General features: G+C 60.1%; 11 protein-coding genes. 6 read left to right on the forward strand and 5 right to left on the reverse strand.

The features are described 5' to 3' along the window. Window positions 1–179 precede the first annotated feature (179 nt). A complete protein-coding gene (locus AC1VON_RS13015; RefSeq protein WP_483123066.1) occupies window positions 180–1,238 on the forward strand; it encodes a helix-turn-helix domain-containing protein in 1,059 nt (352 codons plus the stop codon). On the opposite strand, the gene AC1VON_RS13020 is transcribed toward AC1VON_RS13015, so the two are convergent. Then, window positions 1,235–2,665 carry a basic amino acid/polyamine antiporter gene (locus AC1VON_RS13020; protein WP_483123072.1) on the reverse strand — a complete coding sequence of 477 codons (1,431 nt, stop codon included), beginning with the start codon at window positions 2,663–2,665 and terminating at the stop codon, window positions 1,235–1,237. The genes AC1VON_RS13015 and AC1VON_RS13020 overlap by 4 nt on opposite strands. A gap of 266 nt (window positions 2,666–2,931) precedes the next feature. Here AC1VON_RS13020 and AC1VON_RS13025 point away from each other — a divergent pair, with 266 nt between their 5' ends. From AC1VON_RS13025 to AC1VON_RS13040, 4 genes are all read left to right on the forward strand, one after another. Next, window positions 2,932–4,365, forward strand: coding sequence for a basic amino acid/polyamine antiporter (locus AC1VON_RS13025; RefSeq protein ID WP_172351760.1), 1,434 nt, complete (start codon window positions 2,932–2,934; stop codon window positions 4,363–4,365). 18 nt (window positions 4,366–4,383) lie between these two features. Beyond that, a complete protein-coding gene (arcA, locus tag AC1VON_RS13030; protein ID WP_483123079.1) occupies window positions 4,384–5,628 on the forward strand; it encodes an arginine deiminase in 1,245 nt (414 codons plus the stop codon). 306 nt (window positions 5,629–5,934) lie between these two features. Then, the gene (locus AC1VON_RS13035) at window positions 5,935–6,216 is read left to right on the forward strand and encodes a YMGG-like glycine zipper-containing protein (protein ID WP_172351758.1); all 282 of its coding nucleotides are present in this window, start codon (window positions 5,935–5,937) and stop codon (window positions 6,214–6,216) included. Between the two features lie 255 nt (window positions 6,217–6,471). Further along, complete coding sequence (locus AC1VON_RS13040; protein ID WP_172351757.1) at window positions 6,472–7,512, forward strand: AI-2E family transporter; 1,041 nt, start codon at window positions 6,472–6,474, stop codon at window positions 7,510–7,512. 198 nt (window positions 7,513–7,710) lie between these two features. On the opposite strand, the gene AC1VON_RS13045 is transcribed toward AC1VON_RS13040, so the two are convergent. The 4 genes from AC1VON_RS13045 to AC1VON_RS13060 are packed head-to-tail and all read right to left on the reverse strand — an operon-like array spanning window position 7,711 to window position 9,851. Then, a complete protein-coding gene (locus AC1VON_RS13045) occupies window positions 7,711–7,884 on the reverse strand; it encodes a hypothetical protein (RefSeq protein ID WP_172351756.1) in 174 nt (57 codons plus the stop codon). Between the two features lie 32 nt (window positions 7,885–7,916). Continuing rightward, a complete protein-coding gene (locus tag AC1VON_RS13050; protein ID WP_483123088.1) occupies window positions 7,917–9,044 on the reverse strand; it encodes a WD40 repeat domain-containing protein in 1,128 nt (375 codons plus the stop codon). A 13-nt stretch (window positions 9,045–9,057) separates the two neighbouring features. Next, entirely contained in the window at window positions 9,058–9,381 is a 324-nt protein-coding gene (locus tag AC1VON_RS13055) for a hypothetical protein (protein ID WP_483123091.1), read from the reverse strand. Then, window positions 9,378–9,851 carry a hypothetical protein gene (locus AC1VON_RS13060; RefSeq protein WP_483123094.1) on the reverse strand — a complete coding sequence of 158 codons (474 nt, stop codon included), beginning with the start codon at window positions 9,849–9,851 and terminating at the stop codon, window positions 9,378–9,380. The genes AC1VON_RS13055 and AC1VON_RS13060 overlap by 4 nt, the downstream gene beginning before the upstream one ends. Before the next feature lie 565 nt (window positions 9,852–10,416). On the opposite strand from AC1VON_RS13060, the gene AC1VON_RS13065 reads away from it, so the two are divergent. Further along, window positions 10,417–12,090, forward strand: coding sequence for an aromatic/alkene/methane monooxygenase hydroxylase/oxygenase subunit alpha (locus AC1VON_RS13065; RefSeq protein WP_196772366.1), 1,674 nt, complete (start codon window positions 10,417–10,419; stop codon window positions 12,088–12,090). The last annotated feature ends 10 nt before the right edge of the window (window positions 12,091–12,100 follow it).

A 12,100-nucleotide genomic window follows, 5' to 3' on the forward strand; every position in this document is an offset into this window, starting at 1 on the left:
GATTAGCCGGCAGATCAATCAGAAAGACCGGATAACAGTTTAACGATTGGTTAATGTGATTTCGATGCTGCGAAACTGGCACGCGCTACATTAGTTCTCGGCAACTGGTCTGCTTGAGGCGGCTAGGTTATCATGAAGAAGACGTGATCCGTGTTGCACCGATAAGACGGAGAGTTGTCATGGATGCCAAGGATAATGCCGCCGGGCGATCCGGAAAAGCAGATGACGAGCCCCTGCAATGCGTCGTCGACATGGACACCTTCACAGCACCACCCGCCGAGCAATTCGACCTGTTTCGAAGCTGGCATCAAGGTGTTGCCGACGCCGAACTTCTGCAAGAACAGAGCCATTCGTTTCCAGCACATGAAACGGTGTGGGATTTGGGAACGTTGGGTGTCATGTTCCTCGAATTGCCCGGTAATGCCTACCGCTGTCGCTGGCGCTGGCGGCATTTGAAAAACCCTTCGGTAGACAATTGGTATTTGAGCCTGCCCTTATCCAAGGGCAGGCATCCTGGAAATTGGCAGGTCGTGAAAACGACCCTGCAATCTTTTGCAGAGCCCTACGAATGCATGATGGAGCATGATGCCCTCCTTGCGCTTTTCTTGCCCCGAGAGCTGCCTTTCATCCAATCATCCAGGATTGAAATTCGCGAGGAGTCGAAACGTTTCCTGGCGGACTATGTGCTGCTGCTGCACCGCTCGCTTCCCGATCTGAAAGCGGTGGACATACCGCACATTGCCACTGCGACCACCAATCTGCTGGCCGCGTGCCTGTTGCCGTCGCATGAGCGCATCATCGAGGCACAGCGTGTGATCGACGCCGTGATCGTCGAGCGCGCCGCCAAGATCATTGCAAAGAACCTGAGCGATCGGAACTTGACACCCGACAGGCTTTGCCGCGACCTCGGCGTGTCCCGCTCCCGCCTCTACCGGATATTTGAAACCGCTGGAGGTGTTTCGAATTATATTCGCCACAAACGTCTCATCAAGACACGCGATATACTTGCTGACAGTCTGGATGGGCGACCGATCTCCACCGTTGCCGGGGATTGGGGCTTCACGGATCCATCGGCATACAGCCGGATGTTCAGGAAGGAATTCGGCATCACGCCAAAGGAGGCACGCGCGGAAGGCTGGCGAGGCGCCCAGGCCGCGACCTTGCAGCACATCGGTCACGCCGACAGCAGGGCGCACACATTGAGCGGTCTTCTGCTGCGAAACAGCTTTGGGCCCTAGACCGCGATGAGGCCGGCAAGGATGCCGTAGATTGCGGCGACCGCGCCAAGTGCGGCGACGACGAACATCCCCATCTCAACGGGAGTAAATATCCTCTGCCCGCGCTCCTTCCGAGCCATGACAAAGAGGATCGTACCCGGTCCGTAGATGACGGCCGAGAGCAGCAGGTGCTTGGCGTTGGCGGCGTAGATGAGACCGGCCGTATACACCAATGCTATTGCTGCCCTTGCAAAATCGACACGCCGCGCCGTGGGGTCGTTTTCGTAGCTCTCACCACTCCATGCGAGCTTGAACCCGTAGGCGGCGACGAGAAGGTAAGGGATGAGGATCATGGAACTGGTGAGCTCGAGCGCGAGCCTGAAAGCCTGTTGAGCAAAGAGCGTCAGGATCAGAAAGACCTGCACGACCGTATTGGTCAGCCAGAGCGCCCGCGACGGCACACCATGCTTGTTCTTGTGCGCAAGAAAACGCGGCATGCTCTGGTGATGTGATGCGGTGAACAGGATTTCGGCGGCCAGCAGCACCCAGGACAGATAGGCGCCGGCAACGGAGATCAGCAGGCCGAAGCTGACGAACTTGGCGCCCCATGGTCCGACCACCGCCTCCAATACGCCGGCCATGGATGGATTGCGCAGCGCTGTCAGCTCGGGACGAAGCATGATCCCGTAGGACAGGATGGTCACCAGCACAAGCAGGCACAGCACGCCGAGGAAACCAAGGAGCGTCGCGACCCCGACATCCCCGCGATTGCGTGCGTAACGCGAATAGACGCTCGCGCCTTCGATTCCGACAAAGACGAATACGGTCACCAGCATCGTCCCACGAACCTGGCTCGCGATGTTGCCGACGCTGACTTCATCCCCGCCCCAGAAATTGGCTGTGAAGATATCGGCCTTGAAGCCGTAGATGACGAAAACGATAAAGAGAAAGATCGGAATGATCTTGGCGTAAGTAACGACGGTATTGATCGCCGCCGCTTCCTTGACGCCGCGCAGGACCAGCGAATGCACGATCCACAGAAGCATCGAGGAAATGACGATCGCCGTGACGGTATTGCCGTCGCCAAACACGGGAAAGAAAAGCCCGAGCGTCGACTTTATCAGCACGAAATAAGAGACGTTGCCGAGAACGGCGGCAGACCAGTAACCGAGGGCCGAAAGGAAGCCGAGATAGTTGCCAAAGCCAGCCTTGGCATAGGCGTATACGCCCGCGTCGAGATCTGGCTTGCGAAGCGACAAGGTCTGGAAGACGAACGCCAGCATCAGCATGCCGACGCCGGCAATGGCCCAGGCGATCAGGGCCCCGAACGGGCCGGTTTCGCGGCCGAAGGCCTGTGGCAACGAGAAGATACCAGCGCCGACCATCGAACCGACGACCATGGCCGTCAGGGTCCATATCGAGAATTTCTGCTGAACGGCTGAGTTCATCGAATGGATCAACAATTCCTTTGGCCGATGGACCGTTCAGGAGGTCTCTTTGTCGCCCCTGCAACCTAGCCCGAGTCTGACGCCCATGTGATTGGCATAAAATCCCGCCAGTATACATGACGTCCCAAACCTTTGCCGCGCCTCGCGTAACCGGTTGCCGATGTCCGGATTTACTGCTTCTGATCGTACATAACCTTGCTGGATCGAGACGTGTCGGCGAGGCGTCTGATCGCGAACTCTGGTTCGCGCAGCCAGGAGAGAGGTTCATGGCTTCAAACGAAAATCAGAAGCTTTCGCTGTTTGCGCTGACCAGCATGGTTGTGGGATCGATGGTCGGCGCGGGCATTTTCAATCTGCCTGGCCGGTTCGCGACCGCGACAGGTCCGTTCGGCGCGATCATCGCCTGGGCAATTGCGGGAACCGGCATGTACATGCTGGCGCGGGTGTTCCAGGCGTTGGCCGAGAAGAGGCCAGACATCGACTCAGGCGTCTTCGCCTATGCCAAGGCCGGCTTCGGCAACTACATGGGCTTCCTGTCCGCCTTCGGCTACTGGCTTGGCAGTTGCCTGGGCAACGTCTTCTATTGGGTGCTCATCGGCTCGACGCTGGGGCGGTTCTTTCCCGGCATTTTTGGGGACGGCAGCAGCGCCATCGCGATCATCGTGTCGCTGATCGGCATCTGGGCTTTCCACTTCATGATCCTTCGCGGCGTCGAGCAGGCGACCTTCATCAACACTATCGTGACGATCGCCAAGATCGTGCCGATCCTGGTCTTCATCCTGCTCCTGATCTTCTTCTTCCATTTCGGGCAGTTCCGCGAGAATTTCTTCGGCGGGCTGGACATGCCGCCGAAGTCGCTGATCGCCCAGGTGCGCGACACGATGCTGATCACGGTCTTCGTCTTCCTTGGCATCGAGGGCGCCAGCGTCTATTCCCGCTTTGCCAAGGTGCGTTCCGACGTCGGAACGGCGACGATCCTCGGCTTCGTCGGCGTCACCGGCCTGATGGTGGCGGTCACGCTGCTGCCCTACGCGGCACTGCCGCAATCAGCCATCGCCGGTGTCCAGCAGCCGTCGATGGCCGGCGTTCTCGAGGCGGTCGTCGGTCACTGGGGTGCGGTCTTCATCTCGATCGGCGTTCTGGTCTCGGTGCTCGGCGCCTATCTGGCCTGGTCCCTCATCTGCGCCGAGGTGCTGTTCGCGGCGGCAAAGTCGCAGGACATGCCAAAGCTCTTCGCGGCGCAGAATGGCAACAGGGTTCCCGCCAACGCACTCTGGCTGACCAACATCGTCGTATCGCTCTTCGTGATCTCCACCTACTGGTCCCGGGATGCGTTCAACTTCATGCTCGACATGACGAGCGTCACCGCGCTGCTGCCCTACCTGCTGGTGGCCGGCTACGGCATCCTGCTCGCCCGCAGCGGCGTTGGCTATGAAAAGACGCCGGATCAGCGCGGCCGCGACCAGATCTTCGCCTGGATCGCGGCGATCTACACGATCTTCATGTTCGTCGCCGCCGGGCTCAAATACGTGCTGCTTGTCGCCGTCCTCTTCGTGCCCGGAACCATCCTCTATGTCTGGGCGCGGCGCGAGCAGAAATTGCAGCTGTTCACGCTCGCCGAACTTTTCGTGTTCGCCGTGACGCTCATCGCTGGCCTGATCGGAGCCTACGGGCTGCTGACAGGCGCCATCGCACCTTGAACAGAAGGCAGGAAGGTCATGACAAACAATACTCCATTCGGCGTTCATTCCGAGGTTGGTCAGTTGCGCAAGGTCATGGTGTGCGCCCCCGGCCGGGCCCACCAGCGACTGACACCCAGCAATTGTGACGCTCTCCTCTTCGACGACGTGCTCTGGGTGGACAATGCCAAGCGCGATCATTTCGACTTCATGACCAAGATGCGCGACAGAGGCGTCGAGGTGGTCGAGATGCACAATCTGCTGGCCGAGACGGTCGCCATCCCGGAAGCCAAGAAGTGGATCCTCGACCAGCAGGTCGTCCCGAACCAGGTCGGCCTCGACCTGATCGACGAGGTTCGTTCCTATCTCGAGGGCCTCTCCAATCGCGAGCTCGCCGAGACGCTGATCGGCGGGCTGTCGACCTTCGAATTCCCGGAAAGCATCGGCGGCGAACAACTGGCGCTGATCCGTGACGCCGCCGGCGTCAACGAATATCTGCTGCCCCCGCTGCCGAACACGCTCTATACCCGCGACACCACCTGCTGGATCTATGGCGGCGTGACGCTGAACGCCCTTTACTGGCCCGCGCGCCACGAGGAGACCATCCTCACCACCTCTATATACAAGTTCCACCCCGACTTCGCTGGCAAGGTCAATGTCTGGTGGGGTGACCCGACCCAGGATTGGGGGCTTGCCACATTCGAGGGCGGAGACGTCATGCCGATCGGCAAGGGCAACGTGCTTATCGGCATGAGCGAGCGCACCTCGCGCCAGGCCATCAGCCAGGTGGCGGCGGCCCTGTTCGAGAAAGGAGCTGCCGAGCGTGTGATCGTGGCGGCAATGCCCAAGCTGCGCGCGGCGATGCACCTCGACACGGTGTTCACCTTTGCCGATCGTGACTGCGTCCTGCTGTATCCGGACATCGTCGATGGCATCGATGCATTCTCCTATCGCCCCGACGGGAAGGGCGGCGTCGAACTCCACAAGGACAAGGGCAGTTTCGTCGAGACGGTGCGCGATGCGCTTGGTCTCAAGAAGATGCGCGTCGTTCAAACCGGCGGCAACGATTACATGCGTGAGCGCACCCAGTGGGACAGCGGCGCCAACCTTGTCTGTGCCTCGCCAGGCGTGGTGTTCGCCTATGACCGCAATACCTACACCAACACGCTGCTTCGCAAGGAAGGCATCGAGGTCATCACCATCACCGGCGCCGAACTCGGGCGTGGACGTGGCGGCGGTCACTGCATGACCTGTCCGATCATCCGCGACGCCGTCGATTATTGACCGTCAAGGACAAGGCGCGGACGTTGTTGAGCTGGTCGAGGTGGGAACATGGCCCCACCTCGACACTCCCGGTGCCCAAGAGGCCGCGGCGGCATCCTGTCAACCCAAAAGTGCGCGCGTCATCATCGGGCGGCCTCTGGCGTGCCCACGATCCCATCGTTTCGGGCTTGAGCTGGAGCCAGATGAATCAGAGACGGAGGACACATTTTTTGGATTTCCCGCTCATGTGCCTCCTGTTGAAATAATAAATAATTCAAGATGATAGATCTAATTCAGAGCTATGTGAAATCGTTCGGAGAATAGAGAATGCGCAAGATTGCTTTTGCTGCTGTGTTGGCCGTACTGGCGTCAGGATGCACGGCTACTGAACAGCGGACCGCAGGCACGGCCTTGGCCGGCGCAGGCACTGGTGCGGTCATAGGCGGCCTTGCCAACGGTAGTCGTGGGGCGCTCGTGGGCGCGGCAATCGGCGGAGGCACGGGTGCCGTCGTCGGCGCCGCCACGGCGCCTCGCGAATGCTGGGCTCGCGACCGGTGGGGCCACAAGATACGTGACCGCAACGGACGGCCTGTCACGAGGCGTTGCTGAACGCCCGGTGGAACTGGGGCCGGAGCATCGTCGCATCCTGCCCCTGTTCTCCTTCGCGCATGGCGGCAATTGATGTTGCCGCGATTTCGACCCGTCGGAATTGATCCGAATAACGCTATTTGCAGGCTTTCGGCAGCAAGTGTCATGGTATGATAGTGCTGTCTTGTGTTGTTGCTCCGAAAGTCTGCCTGTCTCCAGCGATGTTCTAGAAGTGTCTGCGATGCGATCGCTGCATGCGAGGTCCGAAATCATATCATGACAGAACGAGCGCTTGTCGCACCTATCTGCATCCTGGCGATAATCGCCGTGGTGACAGCGCTCTACACCGCGGCCTCGGTTCTGGCGCCCGTCGCCTGTGCTCTGTTCCTGATAGCGCTCGTATGGCCTTTGCAACAGAATTTGCAGCGATTTCTTCCAAAGCTACTCGCTCTGGCGGTTGTCGTCTGCGTCGTCGTCCTTGGCTTTTTCGTGTTTGCATCGGCCGCGACCTGGGGATTTAGCCGCATAGGTCGATCGGTCATTGCCGACAGTGCCCGCTTCCAGTTGCTTTACGGCCAGCTTGCCGATTGGCTTGAGGGCCACGGTATCGTTGTGGCCGGGGTATGGGCCGAGCATTTCAACGTGGGTTGGCTCGTGCGGATAGCGCAAGGCGTGACGGCGCGGCTGAACACGATGATATCGTTCTGGATCGTGGTTGTCGTCTATGTCTTGCTGGGCCTGCTTGACACCAAGACGATCGCTGACAATGCCCGTGCGGCGTTAGACCCCGGCACCGCGAGCGTGCTGATCGATGGAAGTGTCCAGACGGCATCGAAGTTGCGCCGCTATATGCTGGTCAGGACGCTGATGAGCCTTGCAACGGGCTCGATGGTTTGGGCGCTGTCAGCCGTCTTCGGCCTGAGATTTGCAGCCGAATGGGGCGTCATCGCCTTCACGCTGAACTATATTCCGTTCATAGGCCCGCTCGTTGCGACGTCCTTGCCCACGCTTTATGCCCTGGCGCAATTCGGGTCACCGCAGGCCGCCATAACGATCTTCGCCGGCCTCAATGTCATCCAGTTCGCGATCGGCAGCTACATCGAGCCGCGGGTGGCTGGCTACGCGTTGGCGGTATCGCCTTTTGTGGTCTTGTTCTCGGTATTCTTCTGGTCTTTTCTGTGGGGTGTGTTCGGTGCGTTCATAGGCGTTCCCATCACCATCGCAGTGCTCACCTATTGCATGCAATCGCCATCGACGCGCTGGGTCGCTCAATTGCTTGGCCCGCCGGGCCGCATCCCAAACAGGGATGAAACTTGAAGCCTGCAAAAACCGCGCTCGATAGCCATGCACCTTCGGCAAGCGGTCCAATCGTGCGGGACTGGTCGACATCACCGCCCTGACCTTCACTTTCCCAAGCTGGAGCAGTTCGCCATTTCATGGAAACGGCGAACTGCTCCAACTATTTGTTTTTACGCAATTCCTCTGGGAAAACCGCTTCACACTTTCCTGTAATTGCTAATTGGTCTTTAGCTTGCCGACGCGGTTCTCGGCGATCCAGCGGGCGGCCAGCACCAGCGCGCCCATGCTGAAATCCTTGCCGTGCTTGGCCACCATTTCTTCCGACAGATCCGCAAGCCGTTCGAAAAATTCGTCCTTGCTTTTGTCCTCTGCGGTGAGTTCGGTTTGCATTTCATCCTCCTGTGTCATGCGGACAGCGTCCGCTATTTGAACATCTGCGCGGGGAAGGTGACGATCGCGGCGGTGCCGTCGACGGCGCCCATCGCCAGATGTCGTCCATCGCCCGACCAGGCAAGCGCCGTTACCGCGCTGCCCAGCGGTCTGACGAGGAGCTCGTCACGCATGCCGACCTGGGCGACGGTGATGCGGCCATTGGCGTAGCCGGCCGCGATCAGCTTCTTTTCCGGGTGCGCCGCCACTACCTCGACCAGAACCAGCCCGGCGCGACCCGTTTCCAACGCACCCGAGGTTTCGCCGCCAACCGGCGGGGCGGTCATCGACCAGCCAGCGATCCGGAACGCGCCCGAGGCAAACAGCGCATTTGCCGGCGAGCTCCAGCACACGGTCCGAACAGGCGAGGGGAATCCCTCGACGATGTCAGCTTGGCCATCGGCGGCGCTCACCAGGCCAAGGCCTCCCGTCTCCAGCCCGCAGGCCAGCCACGTGCCGTCACGGCTCCATCGGATCGACACCGGGCGTGCCGGGAGGGAAACATCGCGTATCAAGGCCGCGTCGCCTTCGACCGCCCAGATCGACAGCCCCTCGCCAAGGCCCAAGGCGAGGCGCCGGCCGCCTGGCGAGAAGGCAAGGGAATCTGTCGGCGATGTCTCATCGCGTTCCAGTCGCGTGGCGCCGCTTCCGCTCTGCGAGAGGAAGACATCATGTCCGTTGCTGACGGCTGTCGTGCCAGCCCTCGCGCTGTGGTCGATCGCGACGATCGGCCCGTCTATCCTGATCAGAGGGTTCGCGACTTCACCGCCGGCGCTCAGATGCAGCACCTCGCCACTGGCCGCGCCAACCAGAAAGCCGGAATGCGGATGGGTTGTGAGTGGAACATCGCCCTCGGCGAATGCCGCCGTGGCGATCAATGGCACTGCGGGCTTTTCCCGGGGGCGGATCGTCGTCTGGCCGAGATCGTTGCTCACCCGGATCCGCGCTTCCGGCGGCTCGTTATCCGCCACCGCGGCAATGGCGACGGTTCCGTCCACCGAAGTGAAAGCGACAGCAGAGCCGTCGGCGCTGAAGCGCAGATCCGCGATCGCCGCCGGTCGTTGCCAGGTGCGCGCCAAGAGGTCGAACAGGGTCAGGTTCTGCATCGTCTGCTGGTTCATGCTTTCTCTCCCATCAGTCCTTGTTCGTCGTTGCGGCAAGCCGGCGATCAACGTCATCGACATCACCTTCGGCCGCGACAATGCGTTGCTCGCACGCCGCGCATGCCTGCATGATTGCTGCCGCGCTCTGCTCTGCATCATGCAAATCCCGCACCAGTTGCGCGCTGGCCCCGCTTCTGCCGATTTCCAGCTCCAGGCGCAGCACGTCCATTTCGATGCCGGCGCGCTTCTGGTTGAGCCGCAACGCTTCCGCGGTGAGAGCCGAGACCCTGGCGACAAGATCGAGTCGGCGCGCAAGCAGCGCGTCGCGCCTGGCCGTTTGGGATCCCTTGGTCATTTTTCGCTCCCCAAAGGCCCGGTTGGTTTTTCGAAGGCCGAGAGCAATTTGGGCAGCGTGCCGGCCTGCGACTGGAACTGCTTTTCGGCCGTTTCGATGTGGCTTTTGAGCTGGTCCCAGATGTCGACGCGGATCATCGACGTCGTGTCGCCTGTCAGGCGCTCGATCTCCTCGACACGGAACTGACGCGTCAGCGAAACACCTGAAAACACGAAGTCCCGCAACAGGATCGCATGGCTTTCTATGAACAGATGGATCATCGGATGCGTCTCAGCGGTGACGCCACCGGCGGTGAGCTCGGCCCTGATGAAGTGCTGGAAATGGGCCTGCAGGCGGTGCTGGCTCTCGCCCATGAAACGCATGACGAAGACCAGGTCGCGAGGCATCAGCTTGACAAGATCGCCGGCGACGCCCTCGGCATGGCTGGACATTGGTCCGGGCGGCCCGCTTCTGTCTTCATCGTTCGGCATGGTCTTTCTCCAGCGCGCAGCCCCCGTCTATGGGGTGTGGCTTTCAAATAATGGAGAAAGACGAAGAATTAAACAGGTGATATTGATTTTGATATTTGCTGCGATTGCTAACTAAATATGTTGCAGGTGCGAATATATGTCAAATATTACAGGCGTAACTTACAGGTGTAAAGAAACGTTACATTCGGATGCCGGGTTGTGCGCCGAAGGAGTGGCGATCTTGTTTTCAACCCCGGCCATGAGTGCTATTCTGGAATTGGCACGCTGCTTGCTTTGCTCATTCTCATAAGAAGCCCATCGCGCTTGGCGCGGTGCCAAAAGAACGAAGGAACGGAGGAAGCAGAGACAAATTCCGCCTCGATACGCCCATCGCATATGCGGTTGGCGCCGCGGGTTTCTGCCAAGCGCCTCGAGAACCTTTGCCGCGATCCACTTGAATGGCCGGACCATGAGTCGCGCCTCGATGCGCAACCCCTTGTCATGCCGTTCGCACTCTCACTGGCGGCGTTTTGTGCCGCTTCATGCCGGGGTCAAGGGACCCGCGGCTCAAACCTGGTGGAGGCTTATGACCATGACGTCTCTGACGCTCAACAAGATTACCTCGCAACGCGGAATCTCCGTCGGCGAGGCAACCAAGAAGATTGCCGATCTCGGCTGGAATCCTTCCTACGTGCAGGAAGCGATGACGTTTCCGACCGACTACAAGATAAACAAGACGCCGCGCGACCCGATGAAACAGGTTTTGCGGTCCTACTTCCCGATGCAGGAAGAGAAGGACAACCGCGTCTATGGCGCGCTTGACGCGGCATTGCGCGGCGACATGTTCCGCAACGTCGAACCGCGCTGGGTCGAGTGGATGAAGCTCTTCCTGGCCATCATTCCCTTCCCGGAAATCTCCGCCGCCCGCTCGATGGCGATGGTCGCCCGCATCGCGCCCGGTGAGGAACTCAGAACCGGCTTCACCATGCAGATGATCGACGAGTTCCGTCACTCGACGATCCAGATGAATCTGAAGAAATGGTACATGGAGAACTACATCGATCCGGCCGGCTTCGACATCACCGAGGAAGCTTTCGGAAAGTGCTACGCCACCACCATCGGCCGCCAGTTCGCCGAAGGCTTCATCACCGGCGACACGATGACCGCCGCCTGCATGTACCTGACCGTGGTGGCCGAGACCGCCTTCACCAACACATTGTTCGTCGCCATGCCTTCGGAGGCCGCCCGCAACGGTGACTATGCGCTGCCGACCGTCTTCCTGTCGGTGCAGTCGGACGAGAGCCGGCATATCGGCAATGGCCATTCGCTGCTGATGGCGGCACTCAAGGAGCCGGAGAACCATCTGCTGCTCGAACGCGACCTGCGCTACGCCTTCTGGCAGAACCACGCGATCGTCGATGCCGCCATCGGCACCTTCATCGAATACGGCACCACCAACCGCGACAAGAACAAGGAGTCCTACGCGGAGATGTGGCACCGCTGGATCTATGAGGACTACTATCGCACCTACATGCTGCCGCTCGAGAAATACGGCATCAAGGTCCATCACGACGACGTCCAGGCGGCTTGGGAGCGCATCACCAAGAAGAACTACGTCCACAAGGTCGGGCAGTTCTTCGCGGTCGGCTGGCCGGTCAATTTCTGGCGCATCGAGGCCCAGACCGACAAGGACTTCGAGTGGTTCGAGCACAAGTATCCGGGCTGGTACGCCGAATTCGGCGACTTCTGGAAATGGTACGCCAAGCTCAGCCACAAGGGCGAGAAGGTGCTGCTGTTCAACAGCGACGTCGGCTACGTCTATCCGCACCGCTGCTGGTCTTGCCTCGTCCCCTGCCTGATCCGCGAGGACATGGTGGTCGGCGAGATCAATGGCGAACTCTACACATTCGCTCACGAGCTCGACCGCTGGACCACGATGGTCGCCTTCAACGACGAGTATGAGGGCCGTCCGACGCCCGCGATGGGCCGTTTCAGCGGCAAGCGCGAGTGGGAGACGCTCTATGACGGCTGGGACCTGGCTGATGCCATCAAGGACCTGAACTTCGTCCGCTCCGACGGCAAGACGCTGGTTCCGCAACCGCATCTGCGCTTCGACGACAAGGAGATGTGGACGCTTGACGATGTGCGCGGCAACACGCTCGGATCGCCGCTCAACGCCCTGCGTGCCATGTCGCCCGCAGACCGTGAGAAGCATCTGGCCGAATACCGGGCCGGCTTCACCATCAATCCCTGCAACTGATCAGGCCAGG

Source organism: Mesorhizobium sp. HAY1-8B, from assembly GCF_056868045.1.

What these genes read in the sequence shown, in the direction of transcription:
- AC1VON_RS13015 (WP_483123066.1), top strand. Translation starts at nt 180, where the DNA reads ATGGATGCCAAGGATAATGCCGCCGGGCGATCCGGAAAAGCAGATGAC.
- AC1VON_RS13020 (WP_483123072.1), bottom strand. Translation starts at nt 2,665, where the DNA reads ATGAACTCAGCCGTTCAGCAGAAATTCTCGATATGGACCCTGACGGCC.
- AC1VON_RS13025 (WP_172351760.1), top strand. Translation starts at nt 2,932, where the DNA reads ATGGCTTCAAACGAAAATCAGAAGCTTTCGCTGTTTGCGCTGACCAGC.
- arcA (WP_483123079.1), top strand. Translation starts at nt 4,384, where the DNA reads ATGACAAACAATACTCCATTCGGCGTTCATTCCGAGGTTGGTCAGTTG.
- AC1VON_RS13035 (WP_172351758.1), top strand. Translation starts at nt 5,935, where the DNA reads ATGCGCAAGATTGCTTTTGCTGCTGTGTTGGCCGTACTGGCGTCAGGA.
- AC1VON_RS13040 (WP_172351757.1), top strand. Translation starts at nt 6,472, where the DNA reads ATGACAGAACGAGCGCTTGTCGCACCTATCTGCATCCTGGCGATAATC.
- AC1VON_RS13045 (WP_172351756.1), bottom strand. Translation starts at nt 7,884, where the DNA reads ATGCAAACCGAACTCACCGCAGAGGACAAAAGCAAGGACGAATTTTTC.
- AC1VON_RS13050 (WP_483123088.1), bottom strand. Translation starts at nt 9,044, where the DNA reads ATGAACCAGCAGACGATGCAGAACCTGACCCTGTTCGACCTCTTGGCG.
- AC1VON_RS13055 (WP_483123091.1), bottom strand. Translation starts at nt 9,381, where the DNA reads ATGACCAAGGGATCCCAAACGGCCAGGCGCGACGCGCTGCTTGCGCGC.
- AC1VON_RS13060 (WP_483123094.1), bottom strand. Translation starts at nt 9,851, where the DNA reads ATGCCGAACGATGAAGACAGAAGCGGGCCGCCCGGACCAATGTCCAGC.
- AC1VON_RS13065 (WP_196772366.1), top strand. Translation starts at nt 10,417, where the DNA reads ATGACCATGACGTCTCTGACGCTCAACAAGATTACCTCGCAACGCGGA.